14 protein-coding genes are annotated in these 20,232 nt (G+C 41.7%); 9 read left to right on the top strand and 5 right to left on the bottom strand.

The features are described from left to right. Positions 1 to 217 precede the first annotated feature (217 nt). Positions 218 to 2,431 carry a phosphoketolase gene (locus tag ACFFAP_RS15605; protein WP_375512060.1) on the bottom strand — a complete coding sequence of 738 codons (2,214 nt, stop codon included), beginning with the start codon at positions 2,429 to 2,431 and terminating at the stop codon, positions 218 to 220. Between the two features lie 187 nt (positions 2,432 to 2,618). Between ACFFAP_RS15605 and ACFFAP_RS15600 the strand changes: the two genes are divergently transcribed. The 8 genes from ACFFAP_RS15600 (at position 2,619) to ACFFAP_RS15565 (ending at position 14,022) form a co-directional block, all read left to right on the top strand. Further along, positions 2,619 to 4,001 carry a cytochrome P450 gene (locus ACFFAP_RS15600; protein ID WP_375512059.1) on the top strand — a complete coding sequence of 461 codons (1,383 nt, stop codon included), beginning with the start codon at positions 2,619 to 2,621 and terminating at the stop codon, positions 3,999 to 4,001. Between the two features lie 621 nt (positions 4,002 to 4,622). Continuing rightward, complete coding sequence (locus tag ACFFAP_RS15595; protein ID WP_375512058.1) at positions 4,623 to 5,999, top strand: cytochrome P450; 1,377 nt, start codon at positions 4,623 to 4,625, stop codon at positions 5,997 to 5,999. Positions 6,000 to 6,097: 98 nt separating this feature from the next. After that, the gene (locus ACFFAP_RS15590) at positions 6,098 to 6,856 is read left to right on the top strand and encodes a DUF2993 domain-containing protein (RefSeq protein WP_375512057.1); all 759 of its coding nucleotides are present in this window, start codon (positions 6,098 to 6,100) and stop codon (positions 6,854 to 6,856) included. Positions 6,857 to 6,961: 105 nt separating this feature from the next. Next, positions 6,962 to 8,656, top strand: a complete 1,695-nt coding sequence (crtO, locus tag ACFFAP_RS15585; RefSeq protein ID WP_375512056.1) for a beta-carotene ketolase CrtO — start codon at positions 6,962 to 6,964, stop codon at positions 8,654 to 8,656. 515 nt (positions 8,657 to 9,171) lie between these two features. Beyond that, complete coding sequence (locus ACFFAP_RS15580) at positions 9,172 to 9,915, top strand: tetratricopeptide repeat protein (RefSeq protein WP_375512055.1); 744 nt, start codon at positions 9,172 to 9,174, stop codon at positions 9,913 to 9,915. Between the two features lie 78 nt (positions 9,916 to 9,993). Then, a complete protein-coding gene (locus ACFFAP_RS15575; RefSeq protein WP_375512054.1) occupies positions 9,994 to 10,866 on the top strand; it encodes an SDR family oxidoreductase in 873 nt (290 codons plus the stop codon). A gap of 790 nt (positions 10,867 to 11,656) precedes the next feature. Then, positions 11,657 to 12,208: a PEP-CTERM sorting domain-containing protein gene (locus ACFFAP_RS15570; RefSeq protein ID WP_375512053.1), complete on the top strand. Its 552-nt coding sequence runs from the start codon at positions 11,657 to 11,659 to the stop codon at positions 12,206 to 12,208. Positions 12,209 to 12,435: 227 nt separating this feature from the next. Further along, positions 12,436 to 14,022, top strand: coding sequence for an alkaline phosphatase D family protein (locus ACFFAP_RS15565; protein ID WP_375512052.1), 1,587 nt, complete (start codon positions 12,436 to 12,438; stop codon positions 14,020 to 14,022). 119 nt (positions 14,023 to 14,141) lie between these two features. On the opposite strand, the gene gcvP is transcribed toward ACFFAP_RS15565, so the two are convergent. From gcvP to gcvT, 3 genes are all read right to left on the bottom strand, one after another. Continuing rightward, entirely contained in the window at positions 14,142 to 17,132 is a 2,991-nt protein-coding gene (gene gcvP / locus ACFFAP_RS15560; RefSeq protein WP_375512051.1) for an aminomethyl-transferring glycine dehydrogenase, read from the bottom strand. Positions 17,133 to 17,313: 181 nt separating this feature from the next. Next, positions 17,314 to 17,703 (bottom strand): glycine cleavage system protein GcvH, encoded by a 390-nt coding sequence (gcvH, locus tag ACFFAP_RS15555; RefSeq protein ID WP_375512050.1) that lies wholly within the window; start codon positions 17,701 to 17,703, stop codon positions 17,314 to 17,316. Between the two features lie 133 nt (positions 17,704 to 17,836). Then, on the bottom strand, positions 17,837 to 18,973 hold the full coding sequence (gene gcvT, locus ACFFAP_RS15550; RefSeq protein ID WP_375512049.1) for a glycine cleavage system aminomethyltransferase GcvT: 1,137 nt from the start codon (positions 18,971 to 18,973) through the stop codon (positions 17,837 to 17,839). Between the two features lie 241 nt (positions 18,974 to 19,214). Here gcvT and ACFFAP_RS15545 point away from each other — a divergent pair, with 241 nt between their 5' ends. Next, complete coding sequence (locus ACFFAP_RS15545; protein ID WP_375512048.1) at positions 19,215 to 19,712, top strand: pentapeptide repeat-containing protein; 498 nt, start codon at positions 19,215 to 19,217, stop codon at positions 19,710 to 19,712. Positions 19,713 to 19,903: 191 nt separating this feature from the next. Here the strand turns inward: ACFFAP_RS15545 and ACFFAP_RS15540 are convergent. Continuing rightward, positions 19,904 to 20,232: tetratricopeptide repeat protein (locus tag ACFFAP_RS15540; RefSeq protein WP_375512047.1), on the bottom strand; the 329-nt coding region annotated here is incomplete at its 5' end.

Below are 20,232 nucleotides of genomic sequence, written 5' to 3'. Positions count from 1 at the left end.
TAAACTAGCTTTTGCGACTCCTAAACTAGCTTTTGCGACTCGTAAACTAACTTTTGAACTCGTAAACCTGTTATTGTCAACGAATTTCAGCAAATTTACCCCTATTTCTCCTGTCTGCTAAATTATTTTAAATAAAAAACGCAAATATACGCATTGAACGCAATTTTTCAGCGTTTATATACGTATATTTGCGATAAAACGAGAAACTATTCTAACTTTAATGCACTAATGCGATCGCACGTTTTGTCAACGCCTCAGCAGTCAATCCATTAAACGCCATCAACTCGCCAGCACTAGCTGTAGTTTCGCCACGCTTCCAAGCAAAAGTGTCGCGCTTCGCCGTAGTTCGCAACAAAATTGGTTCGAGTACTGACGCAGCACCACCAGTCACAGCAATTAGCGCATCGCCATCAAATAATTCCGCAAATTTTGCATCATCCAAGAAACCGCCATCAGGTTCAGAACAAGTATCCCACGCAGTATCATGGCTACGATACAATTGCCGAGGGTTAATAACAGAAATTATCTTGGCACCAATACCTTCAGTTTCCAAAAAAGCAGCAGCTTCAAATACTGGCATTAATGTCATATCACCAATTACAGCAAATACAACTTGTTTATCACCAGCAATTTCATGTAATAGCACCGCACCATCGCGCAACCCTTGACGAGTTTGTTCTAAAGTGGTGCGAATTGGCAATGGTGACTTACTAGCTGTAATCACAATTCCCTTATTCTTACTTTTCAATGCCCAGTCATAACAGGCTTGAATACTGTTAGCATCAGGGGGAAATAATGGAAAAACATTGCCATTTCGCATCAGCGAAGCAAAGTAAGCTTCAATTTCTGGACGTTGGTGAGTCCAACCATTACGCCCTTGCTCTAATGCACCAGCTGTGAATAAAGTAATAGTCGAGGGAGTTGGACGGCGCAATTCTGCCATTGCTTGAGTCACAGTTTGCCAAATTGGTACTCCGTTAATGGCAAAAGATTCGTAAGAACACCACAAAGTTCTCGCACCCATTAACGCCAAACCCGCAGCTAAACCTGCACAAGCATCTTCACTCAATGGTTCATAAACTTGTCCATTTGGTGCTTGGTTATATAAGTCGTCGGTTGTGGGGTGGATAATTTTTAATGCTTGATTAATGTTGGCAATTCCAGATGCTTCGTTACCATCGGCGTTGGTGACGAGGAAATTCTGATCTTTATTTCCTACGATTCCTACTAATCGTCCCATTGCAGTTGTGGAAACTTTATGTTCACCACCGACTGCATATTCTTCTAAAGGTAATTCGCCTAATTCTGGTAATGGAAATTCAAATTCTGTTACTACTGTTTTTGCTGCTGGGCCTCCGCCAGCACGTTCTGCATTTGTTCTGACTAATTGCCAAGCCTCGGCTGATAAAGCACGGGTTTGCAATGCACTAATAATATGCGGCGCATTTAGCGTATCTTTGGGATAAAGGTTGTGAGATTTTGCCCCCCGTGCGTGGACTCCTGCACCTTTGAGTTGTTTAATAATGAAGACGGTAAGTTTACCACCAAGGGCCGATCGCGCTGCTTTATCCACACCAGAAAGTACTGCTTGAGTAAATTCTAGACGTTTCTCGAAGGAAAAGGCGGTACTATCAACGTAATCCCCTGGCTGGTTTTGATCGTCGAAATCCTTGGCATCAACTAACACGACTTCATCAAAACCGTTACCTTGCCAATATGCTTGCATCTGTTCATTGGTTTTAAGGGAAACCATGCTGTGATGTTCTTGGCTGTAACCGTTCCACACCAACACCGGCAAGAAGTTGGTGACAGCAGGATAAGCAGTATGGAAGTGAGCGATCGCACTTACAATATAAGGCTCACCCAATCCACCATCACCAACTGTAAAGGGAAATAATTTATCTTTGTGTAACAGTGCAGCCGCCATTGCAAAGTGTTGCCCTTGTCCCAAAGGTCCCGCAGGTGCGAGAATACCAGGGATGAAACCAGAAAGGTGTCCTAAGAGTCCGTGCTTTTCTCGGAAGCGATCGCGCAATTGTTGGACTGTAAAAATTCCCATGTCCTCTAGGGAACGATCCAAGAACATGGCACAATAAAATCCAGGCGCATGGTGTCCGACTTCAGTAAGAATGTTCTTGTATCCCAGCATGACAAGAGATGCGTAAACTTCTGCTTGGCTGGCGAATCCGCCGGGATGCCCAGAAGCCTTACTAGCGGTAACTTGTAAAGTCAGGTAGCGGAGGGCATCGGCAGCCAGTAAAGTTTGATAGACAGCTGCTTTGTCTGTGGAATCTGCGATCGCAACTTTGCCCGACTCTATAGCAGGTGTTGCACCATGAGTTTCAAAATCTGGTAGTGCTTCACCAAAATATTGAATACCTTCAGAAAAATCAGGAAGCGTTGAAGATGCCTTTGGGGAAATTGCAGTCATGCTGAGTACCTTATGAGGATGAAATGAAACTGTAGATGCTCGTTGAATTTAACAAAAATTTTACATCTTTCAGGTTGTAACAGTTTATTGCTTTTTTGCAACGTTAGAATAAGTACTTTAAATGGTCACTCAACTAAAATTTCACTTAGTTGAAGTTGCAAAAAATATTAAGTAGGAAAAAAAATTTATGAAATTCCCAAATGGGCCGCAAACCCCAGCAGTTTTACAAATGGTGCGCTGGATTGCTAATCCGATGTCATTTATGGAGGCTTGTGCCAAAAGCTATGGCGAGATTTTTACTCTCAGATTAGACAAAAATCTGCCTCCTATGGTAATTGTCAGCAATCCCCAAGCGCAACAGCAAATTTTGACAAATGATACCAAGGAATTAGAAGCGCCTGGCGATGTGAATCAGCTGTTTGAACCTTTACTGGGAAAGCATTCTGTAATTACCATCAGCGGCGCAGAACACCAGCGCCAACGCCAGTTGTTAATGCCTCCTTTTCACGGCGAAAGAATGCGGAATTATAGTCAGGTAATTACCGAGGTCACCAAGCAAGTCATCAGCCAATACCAGATAGGCAAACCCTTCAATATTCGGTCTGCTACTCAAGCTATTACCCTGCGGGTGATTATGCAAGCTGTATTTGGGCTATATGAAGGGCCTCGCGCCGAAAAACTACAGAATTTTTTGAGCGAACTTTTAGAAAAAGCCAGTTCTCGCTTAAATGTGGCTTTGCTTTATTTTCCAGCTTTGCAAAGGGATTTTGGCCCGATTAACTTTTGGGGAAAACAGATGCGCCTCCAGCAAGAAGCTGACGAACTTATCTACGAGGAAATTCGGGAACGTCGAGAACAACCAGATTCATCACGCACGGATATTCTTAGTTTACTCATGGCTGCTAGGGATGAAGCCGGTCAACCTATGACTGATCAAGAGTTGCGCGATGAATTGATGACTCTGTTAGTCGCTGGTCATGAAACCACAGCGACAGCCTTAGCATGGGCATTATACTGGATTCACAAATTACCATCAGTGCGCCAAAAGCTACTGCAAGAATTAGATAGTTTGGCCGATAACCCAGACCCCAGCACCATTTTCAAATTACCTTATCTCAACGCTGTTTGTTCCGAGACATTGCGGATTTACCCAGTAGCTATACTAACCTTTCCCAGGGTAGTAAGAACACCCCTATCGTTGGGCGGTTACGAATTAGAACCGGGTACAGTCTTAATTGGTTCTATTTATCTGACTCACCAGCGAGAAGATATTTATCCTCAAGCGAAGCAGTTTAAGCCAGAACGCTTTTTAAAACGGCAATTTTCTCCCTATGAATATTTGCCCTTTGGCGGTGGTGCAAGGCGTTGTATTGGGCTAGCATTTGCCCAGTTGGAAATGAAGCTAGCACTTGCAGAAATCCTTTCTAGCCTAAAATTAGAGCTAGTTGACAATGGTGAAGTGCGACCTAAACGCCGTGGTTTGGTGACAGGCCCAGATCGTCCCATTGAGATGGTTATCACGAGCCAACGTCAGGTGAAGTCTACCATCTTACAGACAACCACTGTTTGATGCTGCGGTATTTGATGGTTGCATTCAGCAAATCTTCAACTCCCATCTATATATTTAGATAGATTTTCAATGCTTCTACATAATCCCCCATAGTCCTTTTTTAAAGAGGTCTATGGGGGTATTTTAATTTAATATGTTGCAACAGTTGTAAAAAAATGAGTTGTAAAACTGGTATTTTACACCAAAAGACGTAATTTAAATCGGTACACACCCCAATACGGTTCAGTTAAGGATAATTGTAGGTTGGGTTGAGGCAATGCGTTACCCAACAAAGCCGAGAGAATGTTGGGTTTCGTTCCTCAACCCAACCTACACAAAATCAAATTTTTAGCTCTAACTGAACCGTATTGGTATATACCCAAAATATTTTTAGTAAGTTTTTTCGGTAAATGCTTCTAAAGATTCAGAAAAAATATTATTATTATCCTTGTAAAAATTAAGGGTAATGATTTGCCAATACGGTTTACTTAGTGGTAGTTGACTCTGGAACATCCCCCCAAGCTATTAAAAAGGCTTGCTATAATACCCTCCTTTTTAAGGAGCGTTAGAGAGGATCAAGTCTTAACTCAAGCGGATTGAATTATTTGCAACTTACTAAATTCTAAAACTATCGAATAAACAATGAAACTACTTGATAAAATACACACACCAGCGTTACTACAAACTCTGCAATTAATTGCTCAACCCACAAAAACTTTAGAAAATTATGCTGCCAAGTATGGTGACATTTTTACACTGCGGGTAATGGGTTTAAAGTCGCCACCGATAGTATTTTTTAGCCATCCCCAAGCAATTAGTGATTGTTTTGCTATCTCTGCACACAAGTTAGATTTTAAGAAAGCAACTCATGTATTTAAACCCTTGTTTGGAGAGAATTCTCTAGTATTTCAAGAAGGGCGATCGCATCAACAGCAACGGCAGTTATTACTACCAGCATTTCATGGCGATAATTTAAAGTCTTATGGACAAGCAATTTGTCAAATTACTGAAGAACTCACCCAAAATTGGACAACAGGTACAAATATTGCTATACACAACTTAATGTCAGATATCACTTTAGAAATTATCTTACAGGTGGTATTTGGTATTACTCATGGTACGCGTTATCAACAATTAAAAAAACAATTGAGTTCTTTATTAGAAGACGTAACTAAACCTTGGTATTCCAGCTTGTTTTTCTTTCCTTTGCTGCAACAAGATTTAGGTGCATGGAGTCCTTGGGGAATTTTCCTAAAAAGACGAGAGCAAATTGACAAACTTATTTACGCAGAAATTTCTGAAAGACGTTGGCAAAATGATCCTGCGCGTACAGATATTCTCAGCCTACTGATGTCAGCGCGTGACGTAAATGGAGAACAGATGACAGATGAGGAATTACGCGATCAACTAGTTTCATTATTGCTGTTGGGTTACGAAACTACATCTGGCGTATTAGCCTGGGTATTTTATTTAATTCACTCTCACCCAGAGGTGAAAAATCGGCTAATGCAAGAACTAAACACTTTAGATGATCTCACAAATCCAGAAGCAATTACACAATTACCTTATCTCACCGCCGTCTGTCAAGAAACACTGCGAATTCATCCTATTGCTTTAATTTGCACACCGCGAATGGTAAAAGATAGAGTGGAAATTATGGGGCACAATTTTACATCAGAAACAGTTTTAGTTCCCTGTATTTATTTAGCCCATCGCCGAACCGAGACTTACCCAGAACCAGAACAGTTCCGCCCAGAAAGATTTCTCAACCAAAAATTTTCACCTTATGAATATTTACCTTTCGGTGGCGGTTATCGCGGTTGCATTGGTGGCGCATTTTCTATGTATGAATTAAAATTAGTAACAGCCATAATCTTATCGAATTTTCAACTAACCCTTACTGATAAACGTCCAGTGCATCCAGTTCGTCGTGGCATTACCATTGTCCCTAGCGGCGGTGTAAAAATGGTTGTTACCAAAAAGGCAAGAGTTAAAAGAGAAACAATATCCTTTACTTGATTACTCAATCCTCCGATTATATACCGCAATGTAGATTCGCTCGTTAGTATCTAGCCTTTACAGTAAGTAATAAGAGAATATCTAGGAGATACTAACTCATGCAAGATGAACATAATTTAGAAGAAAAAGTTCTATCTCAGGGCGCTGAAATGATGGTATCCCAAGGGTTAGATGAAGTAGAAAAAATAGACATAAATGTACAAACTGATTTATTCAAAATACTTCAGGGACAAGCCGATGGAGTTTCGTTTGCAGGTGAAGGATTGGTTATACAAGAAGACATTCGCATACAGGAAATCAAACTACAAACAGATAGTATTGCCGTCAATCCCTTCAGCGCTCTTTTTGGTCAAATAGAACTCAATGAGGCTGTAAATGCCACTGCTCGGATTGTACTCACAGAAGTGGATATGAACCGCGCTTTGGCATCAGAATTTGTTAGCAGCCAAATGCAGAACTTTGATTTGGATGTAGATGGTGACATTGTAAGTTTTGAGCCGCAAAAAATTCAAGTATTTTTACCTGGTGAAGGCAAAATAGAATGTAAAGGAAAAGTGCTGTTAAAGGAAATGGGAAATACTCGCCCTTTCGCTTACACTGCGGTGCTTCGTCCACGCACTCATTCACAACCCGCGATGCTGGAGAGTTTTAACTGCACTGAGGGAGAGGGTGTTTCAATAGAATTAGTTACAGCATTAATGCAGAAAGCCAAAGAACTGATGAATCTACCATCTTTGAAATGGGAAGATATGGCGTTCAAGATTAAAGATATAAAAGTAGAAAAGGGTAGTTTGACACTTCTGGTAGAAACTCAAATGAAGCAAATACCATCATCACTAACTGAACTATCTCTTTAGTAGTATTGACAATAGTTAAGGATAATTTTTGTAACTAGGGAATGATGTAAATTTTTGAAAAGTTTTATAAGCTTTTAAAAGCTACTTAATTTCAAAATGACAACTATGCAAGAGTATGATGTTGTGCTAATCGGTGCTGGGCACAATGGGCTAGTTTGTGCAGCTTATTTGCTGAAAGCTGGTTATAGCGTTCTGTTACTAGAAAAGCGTTCTGTTATCGGTGGTGCAGCAACAACTGAAGAATGTTTACCCCAAGAAGCTCCGGGATTTAAATTTAACTTGTGTGCTATTGACCATGAATTTATTCACTTGGGGCCAGTTGTTGAAGAATTAGAACTAGAAAAATACGGCTTACATTATCTGGAGTGCGATCCGGTTGTTTTTTGTCCTCATCCTGATGGCAAGTATTTCTTAGCACATAAATCAGTGGAAAAAACTTGTGCAGAAATTGCTCGTTACAGTGAACGTGATGCCAAAAAATACGCCGAATTTGTAGATTTTTGGCAGCGAGCGCTAGGTGCAATGATTCCCATGTTTAATGCACCGCCAAAGTCAGTTATAGATATCCTTGGTAACTACGACATCACCAAACTAAAAGATTTATTTTCTGTTATTGGTTCGCCAAATAAAACGCTGGACTTTATTCGCACAATGTTGAACAGCGCTGAGGATTTACTTAATGAGTGGTTTGATGAGGAATTTCTAAAAGCGCCATTAGCCAGACTAGCAGCAGAACTTGGTGCGCCACCATCGCAAAAAACCCTTGCTATTGGTGCAATTATGATGGCAATGCGTCACAATCCTGGAATGGCCAGACCTCGTGGCGGAACTGGCGCACTTGTGCAAGCTTTGGTGAATTTAGTCACAAGTAAAGGTGGCGTTATTCTCACAGATCAGCAGGTTGAAAAAGTTTTAATTGATGATGGAAAAGCTGTAGGTGTGCGGGTTGCTGGTGGAAAAGAATATCGCGCTAAACACGGGGTTATTTCTAATATTGATGCCAAGCGGTTATTTTTGCAAATGACTGATAAAAGCGAAGTTGATGGAGCCGATCCAAATTTATGGGAAAGATTAGAACGCCGCATCGTTAACAATAATGAAACCATCCTCAAGATAGATTTGGCTTTAGACGAACCACTGCACTTTCCGCACCACGCCCACAAAGACGAATATCTTGTTGGATCTATCTTGATTGCAGATTCCGTAACACATGTAGAACAGGCTCATAGTAAATGTACCTTGGGAGAGATTCCTGATGCTGACCCATCAATGTATTTGGTGATGCCTAGCTATTTAGACCCCACATTAGCACCACCAGGTAAGCACACTGCATGGATTGAGTTTTTTGCCCCTTATCAAATTGCTGGTGCAGAAGGTACTGGTTTAAAAGGTACTGGTTGGACAGATGAATTGAAAAATAAAGTTGCAGATAAGGTGATTGATAAATTGGCAGACTATGCACCAAATGTCAAGAATGCAACTATCGCCCGTCGTGTAGAAAGTCCAGCAGAACTAGGAGAAAGATTAGGCGCGTACAAAGGGAATTATTACCATGTTGACATGACTTTAGATCAGATGATATTTTTCCGTCCTTTACCAGAAATAGCGAACTACAAAACGCCTATTGATAATCTATTTTTGACTGGTGCAGGGACTCACCCAGGTGGTTCGATTTCGGGAATGCCAGGACGTAATTGTGCGCGTGCATTTTTGCAGGCAAAGCATCCTATTAGCCAAACTTTGAAGGATGCACGTGATTCGATTAAGTCAACTGTCGAGTCAGTGTTTGGAATCAGTTAGGTTTTATGTAAAAAGGCAAAAGCGCGAAGTAAGGCAAAGCCCTACTTTGCGTTTTTACATGAGTTTTCTTGTCGCATCATGCCCAACTTGCACCTGAAACTTGTGTTTGACTTGGTTGAAGATGGTTGTAAATAGTGACAAAGCACGTTGTTGCTATTGCTTGATATATGAAGCAAATAACAGCATTCTTTAGTGAAAAACTAGTGCGATCGCACCCTTGTTAATTAAAAGGGTAATTACCAAACACGTGCGATCTCTAGGACGGGCTACGCCTACGCTACCTATATAGCAACACAAATAATCATTTATTGACTTAAATAGGCTCTAAGCAATTGCTTTATGTCTATTTAATATGATAATTTAACATATACTTTATTTTAAAAAGCTTCTATGCATCTTCAACCAAACCTTTTATCAAAATATAAGTAAATTAATGGGTAAAAAGTAGTGTATTTTGATAATACTCAAAAAATGAACAACTTTTAACATCATTTTATAAGTTTTGTAGGTACAGCATGGTTTTTCGGCGCTGCTTGGTTGCATCTGGCTTGATAGCTTTCTTTGCATTTGGCTGTAGTGGTGAGGCAAGCTCATCAACAGAGAATACTACACAAGTTATACAAGAAAATAATGTAACCCAACTTTTGATAGAAGCGAAGGCTACCCAGAAAGCAGAAGATTTCTTTCATCAAGGTAATAATTTCTTAGATGGACAACGTTACGAAGATGCAATAAAAGCATACGACAAAGCGATCGCCATCAAAGTTGAGAGTCCTGAAGCTTGGATAAACCGTGGCATAGCCTTAACATCGTTGCAACGCTACAAAGACGCGATCGCATCTTACGATAGAGCGATCGCTATCCAACCCGACAAATATGAAGCCTGGTATAATCGTGGCATAGCCTTAACATCGTTGCAACGCTACAAAGATGCGATCGCATCTTACGACAAAGCGATCGCCATCAAACCCGACAAATATGAAGCCTTAATTAACCAAGGCATTGCTCTGACAAAGCTGCACCGCTACCAAGATGCTATTGCATCTTATGATAGAGCGATCGCTATAAAGCAAGATTTGCACCAAGCATATTACAATAAAGCTTGCTCTTATGCTTTACAAAGCAATCTGGAATTAACAATTGAGAACCTAGACAAAGCAATCAAGCTTGTTCCTGATAAATACAAGAAATTAGCAAAAACTGACCCCGACTTTAGCAAAGTACGTAGTGAAAAGCAGTTTCAGAAATTACTGCAATAGTATTTGATCGCCACTACTCAGTGTAAAATCTAACTCTGCTGTATATAGCATTTTTTCTTGAGCGGTTTGCGATTAAACATGAAAAAATTGTTAATCACTGGAGCAAGTGGTTTTTTAGGATGGCATCTTTGCCAGCTTGCCAAACAAGAATGGGATATTTATGGTACTTATTTATCCCATCCTTTAGAGATTCCTGGGATAAAAATTTTCAAAGCGAACCTAACAAACTTTCAGGAATTAAAACGTATCTTTAACGATGTCAAACCAGCAGCAGTTATTCATACTGCTGCACATTCGCAACCAAATTTTTGTCAAATTAACCCCAAAGAATCGCACGCAATTAATGTGATCGCATCTGGTAATATTGCCGGACTTTGTGCGGATAATTCTATTCCTTGTGCTTTTACCTCAACCGACTTGGTTTTTGATGGCTTAAATGCTCCATATCGAGAAACAGATGCCGTGTGTCCTGTCAATCTTTACGGTGAGCAAAAAGCGATCGCAGAAGCAGATATGCTAGAAAGATATCCCATGACCGCAGTGTGTCGAATGCCGTTGATGTTTGGTGCAGCAACACCCACAGCTAAAAGCTTTATTCAGCCATTTATTCAAACTTTACAAGCCGAAAAAGAATTAAGTTTATTTATAGATGAATTTCGTACACCAGTAAGTGGAACATCTGCCGCGAAAGGACTTTTATTAGCATTAGAAAAAGTTAATGGCATCATTCATTTGGGTGGGAAAGAACGGATTTCACGTTATGATTTTGGACAGATATTAGTAGAAGTATTTCAATTTCCCGCCACCGCACTCAAATCCTGCCGACAACAAGATGTGAAAATGGCAGCACCTAGACCGGCAGATGTTTCTTTGGATAGTTCCAAAGCTTTTGCATTGGGGTATCAGCCTTTATCTGTAAGAGAAGAATTAGAGGCAATACAATTCAGTTAAGGCTAAGTTTCAGTAGTGCTGAGTACCTCGGCTTAGAGTGCTGAGTATAACCCCATAGTTAAAACTAGGGGATTGAAACAAGGACGTATTTTTTCTCAGCATGAGTGTCTCAAAAAAAATATTTTTATTTTTTTCATAAATAAATATAGGGTCTTCAGACCCTATATGCTGAGTGCAATTAATTTTACTTTTTACTCAGCACTGTTTTGGTGAAAACTAAAAATGCAAATAGGCTATTTTGGGATGCGATTACCTTCGGTACACGTAGCGATCGCAACAAAAAACCTGTATTATTGATAATTTAGTGATGTAATTGATAATTTACTCCGATCTTACAAAATCGCGTTGCTCCCTTCTTTGACAGTCAAGCGATGGTTTCCTCTAACTTTTCCTCCCTCTCATAATGATTGTCATTGCGATAAAATTGAACATTTAATTTCCTGAAAGTCATATTTGATTGCAGTCTTGCTGAATTCCACTCTTATTCAGGTCGATCAATATTTAGATGCGTTTGCCCTGCGGTTATGGCTAACTTTTTCATTGGCAAACTTAAATTAAATTTTATTTTTACCTTTGATTAAAGTTTGCTTAAACTCATAATTCTAAAATAGGGTGTCTCAAAATAATTGAGGATTTGTCTCTTTGTCAATAAAAAGAAACAAATCATTGATTTCATCACTGTTCTAACCAGTGATGAATATCCATTTGGAAAATAAGTAAGTTAGGAACAAGTTATTTTTATAGCTTGTAGTTGCATTGCTTAGAGAAGTTTATGGTGAGGAAAACAGAGATGAAATTGGTTCCAAAACTATTGATTGCTGCTGCTACTCTTACTTTAGGTTTTGCTACTGTAGATGCAAAATCTGCATCTGCTGCAATTCTGAATTACGCTTTCACAGTTGATAGCCCAGTAACTAAGGGAAATGGCTTTTTTAGCTTTGATGACTCAACTTTCAGTAATGACTATAATCCCGAAGCTGCCATTAAGTCACTTTCTTTTAAATTTGATGGTGACTCTAACGTTTACACGCAAAAAGATGATGCCAACTACCCAGATTTTCCTCTTATCTTTTCAAGCACATCCTTAACAGGAAAAAAATATTTTGCGTTAGATTATCAGTTCAATGATAAAGCTAATCCTTCCAGTTCTATAAGTTATGAAATTATTGGTGAGGATTTTACAACTTTCTCTAAAACTTCTCCAAATGCTGAACTTATATCAGGTAGAGTTTCTTATAGACAAGTACCTGAACCTACACCTTTAGTTGGCGCTCTTTTTACTTGTAGCCTTGGCTGGATGATGAAGAGAAAGGTAGCATCAATAAAACAGGTTAAAATCTAATCTTGGTTAAGTTGATATTAACGCTTTCTTTGCCCAGGATTAATCTCTTATTAGTAGGCTTTTCTGTAGGAAAACAATATCTAACACATTGATAGCAGAATCAAAAATTGGAAATTAAAATCTGATTTTGCTAAGGGAATTAGTTACGAAGTTTTCCTAAGATTACCCTGCCTTCTTTGTGTTAGCTGTTGCTGTACTTTAACTTACCTGTTAGCCAGGAGTAGAGAATGGTAAATTATCGGAATTTTGAGCAGTTCCTGCACAGTCGAATCAAACGACGCAACTTAATTATTGGGGCAGGAGCATTGTCTGGTTTGGCGATCGCTAACCAATTTTCTCCTCAAAGAGCGATCGCCACAAGCAGATTTTCCAATTATCCTTTCACTTTGGGTGTAGCGTCGGGCGATCCCTATCCTACCAGCGTAGTGATTTGGACTCGTCTCGCTCCTGAACCCTTAAACGGAGGTGGAATGCCACCTGCTAATGTGCCAATTCGCTGGGAAGTAGCAACCGATCCTGATATGAGGCGTATTGTCTCTAGAGGTACGGTACTTGCAACTCCACAACTAGCTCACTCTGTTCGAGTTGTGGTAGAAGGACTACAATCTGATACTTGGTACTGGTATCGGTTTCTTGTCGGCCAAGACGCTAGCCCCATTGGTCGCACTCGTACAGCTCCTCTAGCAGGTGGCTACTTAAATAAATTAAACTTTGCCCTTGTCTCCTGTCAGCACTATGAGCAGGGATACTATACTGCTTACAAATATATTGCCCAAGATGATCTCAGCTTAGTAGTGCATGTTGGAGACTACATCTATGAAGGAGGAATATCAAACAATCGCCCCAGAAAGCACAACAGTGCTGAAATTCTCACCTTGGAAGATTACCGCAACCGTCACGCCCTCTATAAAACCGATACCAATCTGCAAGCAGCTCATGCAGCCTTTCCCTGGATTGTCACCTGGGATGACCACGAGGTAGAAAACAACTACGCCAACGACATCTCGGAAGTCGATACTGAACCAGATCAAAATCGGGCAATCTTTCTGCAACGACGGGCTGCTGCCTATCAGGCTTACTACGAACACATGCCACTGCGCCCCTTCTCGCGTCCCGTTGGCCCCGATATGCAACTTTTCCGTCGGCTCTCCTTTGGTAACTTAGCGACCTTTCATGTCCTAGATACCCGCCAATATCGCACCGATCAGCCCTGTGGTGATGGCACTAACGAACGTCCTTGTGGAGAAGATCCGAATGCAACGATTACTGGTAAGCGTCAGGAAGATTGGCTATATGATGGTTTAGATAGTTCACAGGCTAAGTGGAACGTTTTAGCCCAGCAAGTTGTAGTTGCTCAGATAGATACAAAACCAGGAGAAGGCGAAACCTACAGCATGGATAAGTGGGATGGTTATGTGGCTTCCCGCGATCGCCTTATGCGTTTTTTAGAACAGCGCAAACCATCTAATCCATTAGTCTTATCAGGCGATATCCATTCCAACTGGGCAATGAATTTAAAGGCTGACTTTAATAACCCAAAATCTGCTACGGTCGGAAGTGAATTTGTCTGTACCTCAATAACCTCCGGTGGAGATGGGGCAGATACCAGCCCAAATGTTGAAGCTTACTTACCTGATAACCCACACATTAAGTTCTTCAACGGTCAACGGGGGTATGTTCGCTGTGCGCTGACTCCCACAACCTGCAAGACAGATTATCTAGTTTTATCAAACGTCACAACCCCGAATGGCACGCTTAGTAAGCGGGCTTCATTTGTGGTTGAAGATGGTCGTCCAGAAATACAACAAGCCTAATCGTTTAATTCCCAGGTATCACAACCAGACAATCACAGATAGAAACAGGTAAATTATCAGTGTTTATCGAAGGCAGGAGTTAGGAGTTTAATTCCTAACTCCTAACTCTTCACTTCAGTTTAGTAAGCATCCATTGGCAGACAAGAACAAACAAAATTCCGATCCCCAAAAGCTGAGTCGATGCGACCAACAGCAGGCCAGAATTTATACTCACGAGTCCAAGGTGCAGGGTAGGCAGCTTGTTCGCGAGAATAGAGATGCTGCCATTCTCCAGCGATCAGACTTTCGGCGGTGTGGGGTGCGTTCTTCAAAACATTATCTTGAGCATCCACCTTACCTGATTCAATTTCGGCAATTTCTTGGCGAATAGAAATCAACGCATCGCAGAAACGATCTAACTCTTGTTTAGATTCACTTTCTGTCGGTTCCACCATGATTGTACCTCCTACAGGCCAGGAGACAGTCGGTGCATGGAAACCATAATCTATCAGACGCTTGGCAACATCATCGATTTCGATCGCAGCTGATTTTTTGAGCGATCGCAAATCTAAAATACATTCATGGGCAACTAGACCATTTTTTCCCTGATACAAAACCGGATAGTACGATTCCAGTTTCTTGGCGATGTAGTTAGCGTTGAGAATCGCCACCTTAGTAGCTTGGGTTAAACCATCTGCACCCATCATGGCGATGTACATCCAAGAAATCACCAAGATACTAGCACTACCCCAAGGCGCAGCCGCCACAGCACCAATATGCTGGGTACTGGGGATTAGGGATTGGGTATTGGGAATTTCTTCCTTCTTAGTCCCCAGTCCCCAGTCCCCAGTCCCTACCACAGGATGTCCGGGGAGAAAAGGCACAAGATGAGATGCAACACCAATGGGCCCCATACCAGGGCCACCACCACCATGAGGAATACAGAAGGTTTTATGCAAGTTTAAATGGCAGACATCCGCGCCAATATCTCCAGGACGGCAAATTCCCACTTGGGCGTTCATATTTGCCCCATCCATGTAAACTTGTCCACCGTGACTGTGGACAATAGCGCAGATTTTCTGAATTGGCTCCTCAAAAACACCGTGAGTCGAGGGATATGTCACCATTAAGGCAGCTAGTTCATTGCTGTGTTTTTCTGCCTTAGCCTTCAGGTCATCAACGTCAATATTACCTTGTGAATCACAGGCAACTGCCACCACCTTCATCCCGCACATCACCGCACTTGCTGGATTTGTCCCATGTGCCGAAGTGGGAATCAAACAAACATTACGGTGTTTTTGTCCACGGCTTTCGTGATATTGGCGAATCACTAAAAGTCCAGCGTATTCGCCCTGAGAACCAGCATTTGGTTGTAGAGAAATTCCCGCAAAACCAGTAATTTCAGCTAACCATGCCTCAAGTTGCTCAAACAGGATTTGATAACCTTGCGTTTGGGATGCAGGGGCAAACGGGTGAATCTTGCCAAATTCCTCCCAAGTTACCGGAATCATCTCAGCAGTCGCATTCAACTTCATTGTGCATGACCCCAAAGGAATCATCGATGTTGTTAGCGATAAGTCCTTGCTTTCTAGCTTGTGGAGATAGCGCAATAACTCAGTTTCTGAATGATAGCGGTTAAATACAGGATGGGTGAGATAGGTGCTGGTGCGGGCAAGGCTTGAATTTTGTTGAGGTGATTTGCGCCCTGCTGCAATTAAGTCTCCAATTTCTTTAAAACCGAGAAATAGATTATCAGGCGCTGCAAAAATCTCCAAAACCTCTACCAAATCATCTACTGTAGTTGTTTCATTTACAGAGATACCAACGGCAGTGTCATCAAAAATCCGCAGGTTAATATTCCGTGCTTGACAAGCTTCGAGAATTACTTCCAGGCTGCGTGTTCCCAACTCCACGCGCAATGTATCAAAGAAATATTTAGAACTAATTTTGTAACCCAAATGCTTTAGTCCTGCTGCCAACATTAAAGTTAGCTGGTGGATATTTTCAGCAATTTGCTTCAGTCCATCTGGCCCATGATAGACGGCGTACATACTCGCCATTACCGCTAGCAGCACTTGTGCAGTACAAATATTACTAGTAGCTTTTTCGCGGCGGATGTGCTGTTCCCGGGTTTGCAAGGCGAGACGCAATGCAGGCTTACCTTGAGCATCTTTTGATACACCCACAATTCGCCCTGGAACCAGCCGCTTATACTCTTCCTTCGTAGCAAAGTATGCCGCGTGAGGCCCCCCAAACCCCAACGGAATACCAAAGCGCTGGGTACTACCAACAGCAATATCAGCGCCAAATTCCCCAGGAGGGGTGAGCAAAGTTAAACTTAAAGGATCTGCTGCTACCGTCACCAATGCACCCTTAGCATGGGCTTTTTCTATAAAAGCGCGGTAGTCGTAAATGGTGCCATCACTAGCAGGGTATTGCAGAACAGCTCCAAAAATTGGTTGATCAAAATCAAATGTTTGATGATCGCCAACAATAATCTTAATCCCTAATGGTTGAGCGCGTGTTTGCAACACGTCGATAGTTTGGGGATGGCAATCACCAGAGACAAAATAGGCATTTGCCTGATTTTTACAAACACCATAGCTTAGGCTCATCGCTTCAGCTGCGGCTGTGGCTTCATCAAGTAACGAAGCATTGGCGATTTCCAAACCTGTTAAGTCGATAATCAGGGTTTGGAAATTTAGCAGTGCTTCTAGCCGCCCTTGGGCAATTTCTGGCTGATAAGGAGTGTAGGCAGTATACCAACCGGGGTTTTCTAAAATGTTACGCCCAATTACAGGTGGGGTAATACTGTCGTAATATCCCATACCGATGTATGAGCGGAAAACCTGATTTTTGGCAGCAACTTTTTTTAAAGATGCCAGTGCTGCATACTCACTTTCGGCTTCTGGTAACTTTAACGGTTGCTTCAGCCGAATTGCCTGCGGGACTGTTTGGTTGATTAGGGCATCCAGACTGGGAAACCCCAAAACCTTAAGCATTTGCTGGATATCGTCGGAGTTAGGGCCAATGTGTCTTGGCACAAAACTACTTAGCTTTTGACTTGTTTGACTTTTTTCGTCCAGCACTTGCTGCTCATTAGACTTGAGAATAGGGGCGTTCAATACCACAAATTACTCTCCAGACGGTACTATTTCATATTTTGCAATAAATACTGATGATAAGTAGGTGTAACTTTTCAGTTAATCTAAATTTCATGACTTATCTTCGGGTGGAATGGGAGATGGGAGAGAAAATTTTTCCTTGTCTGTTTCGTCTTGCTTGTCTCCCTCATCCCCCTCCGTCTCTTGCCTACTCCCCTTCTACCTGGGCGCGATACTCATCTGCTGTCAAGGCATCCTCAACTTCATCAGGGTCATTGACGCGCACTTTCAAAAACCACCCTTCCCCGTAGGGGTCTTCTGACACGTCTTCGGGAGAATTTATTAAGGCTTCATTACGTTCTATAACTGTGCCTGTTACTGGTGAATTCAGTTCTTCAACCGCTTTCACTGATTCAATTGTGCCAAAGTTTTCTCCCCTAGTAAGAGCGTCGCCAATTTCTGGCAGGTCTAAAAAGACGATATCGCCCAATTCATGTACAGCAAATTCAGTAATACCAATGGTGGCAATTTCACCATCTATTCGCACGTATTCATGAGAATCCAGGTATCTGAAATCTTGAGGATATTCAAAAGACATATCACTTCCTCTCCCTTATCAAAAAAATTATTGTCCCAACAGTCATCCAAGCCATATCTGGTAATGAACCTTACTGTAGATTGATTGACTAACTAACTCACAACACATTATTCCTCAAAAACCTCGACGCTTATCAGTTGGCGACACGATTTTTTGACCGATAAAAGGGACGTTTAACTACAACTGCTGGATAAGCTTTGCCGCGAATTTCGACTTCTAGCTGTTGACCGACGGTTGCTAGTTGGGTAGGAACGTAAGCTAAGGCAATGGGATAACCAAGTGTAAGCGACAGGGTGCCACTGGAAACTTCTCCCACAACTTTACCTGCGGATAACACTTGATAGCCGTGACGGGCAATGTTGCGTCCTTGGGTTTGCAAACCGACCAATCGGCGCTGCACTCCAGTGGCTTTTTGCTGTGCTAAAATTTCCCGACCAATAAATTCGCCTTTGCTATCTAAATGAACTAGCCACCCCAAACCGGCTTCTAAGGGTGTGGTGGTGTCATCGATATCTTGTCCGTAAAGTACCATTGCCGCTTCTAGCCGCAGAGTGTCTCTGGCACCGAGTCCACAGGGAATAACACCAGCATTATGGAGACTTAACCACAATTCTACCCCCACATCTGGATCTACCATCACCTCAAAGCCATCTTCTCCGGTGTAACCTGTGCGGGCCAGGAAGGCAGGTTTGCCTAGTAGGGTTGCTTCTAAATGTCCGAAGGCTTTGATTGATTGTAAGTCTTCTTGCACTAAGGGCTGGAGGTATTTAATCGCTTTTGGCCCTTGCACGGCGATTAAGGCTTTATCTGGTGAAAGGTCTTGGAATTGCACTTTATCTAGGTCAAGGTGTTGCAATAGCCATGCCTTATCTTTACCAGAGGTAGAGGCATTGACTATGATGAATGCCCTCTGTATACCAATGGTGTCTTCACCTTGGTAATAAACAATGATATCGTCAATAATTCCGGCTTGGGGATTTAACAATACGGTATATTGCGCTTGACCAGGTTGCAAACGACTCAAGTCGGAAGGCACTAGAGGCTGGAGTTGGGAAATGAGGTTTTTACCTTGGAGGGTAAATTTGCCCATGTGGGAAATATCGAACATTCCGGCTGTATTTCTTACAGCTTCGTGTTCGCGGCTAATGCCACTAAATTGCACAGGCATTTCCCAACCACCAAAGCTGGTAAAGCGTGCTTTAAGTTCTACACCCACTTGATATAAAAGGGTTCGCGCCAGAGATTGGGCGTTGTCTTCTTGATTAGCCACAGGTAATTTTGCGATCGCACCTCAACATCTATAATCCTACGAGATGCTTTCTGGTTTTAGAGTCTTGTGTATTGAATTTAGGAATGGGGAATAGGGCATTGACAAGAGGACTGGGGACAAGGGGAAAGACTTGTTGCAAGTTCTCACCTCTTGTCCCACTCCCCACTCCCTACTCCCTTGTGCCCTTCCATAAGCTTTAATAGTTAATGGTGCAAGTGTTGAGATTTATTAAGAAGACATTATGAAATATTGGCGACTGTTAGCTAGCTTTGTCTTAGCGATGGTTCTTTTTTGGTTTCCCTTATCGGCGCAAGCTGCAAGTTCTTCGAGTATTACCCGTTCTATGGGTAATGATGAACTCAAGGGCAAGGATTACTCTGGTCAAAGTTTAGTTGGCACTGAGTTTACCAATCTCAAACTTGAGAATGCTAATTTTAGCAATGCTGACTTACGTGGTGGCGTATTTAACGGTACCCTGTTGGAGGGAGTAAATCTGCATGGTGCTGATTTTAGTGAAGGCATAGCCTATCTAACAAGGTTTAAGGATGCTGATTTAAGTGATGCTGTGTTGACTGATGCAATGATGCTGCGTTCTATTTTTGATGATGTAAATGTCACAGGTGCTGATTTTACGAATGCAATTTTAGATGGGATACAACTGAAAAAGCTTTGTGTTAAAGCAAGTGGTGTGAATTCTAAAACTGGTGTGGATACTCGCAAGTCTTTAGGATGTAAGTAGAATCTAACCCCTCTTCTTCGCTGGTGGAGAGAGGGATAGATTTTAACTACGTCTATAAATTACTTTTTCTATTTTGAATGATTTTGATGCGATCGCTAGTACAGCGATCGCTGAAATAAACATACCATTTAAAATGGCGCAAGAGGTTGGAATACAATTATGCCTGACTTTTTACTTTTGCCTTGCGATCGCTAGTGATATGCTTCTGTTAAAAAGTTTGCATAATTTGCCCGAATTGTCATAGTAGTAGGATGACTTACACCTAAAGTTTGTTCACAAATTTTCAAAGCTTGCTCAAATAAGGGTTTGGCTTTCCTGTAGCGTCTTGTCTTACGGTAGAGTGCTGCGAGATTGTTCAGACTAATGGCGACATCAGGATGATTATCTCCCAGCAAGCGTTTACTCACTTCTAAAGCTTGTTGATACAAGGGTTCGGCTTTGCTGTAGCGTTCTGTAGATTCGTAGAGTTGTGCTAAATTATTCAGACTAGTGGCGACATCAAGATGGTTCTCTCCCAGCA

The organism is uncultured Nostoc sp. (genome assembly GCF_964245575.1).
GTDB lineage: Bacteria > Cyanobacteriota > Cyanobacteriia > Cyanobacteriales > Nostocaceae > Nostoc.
The sequence above is the reverse complement of the archived record's forward strand: the minus strand, read 5'-3'. Positions and strand labels throughout refer to the sequence as shown.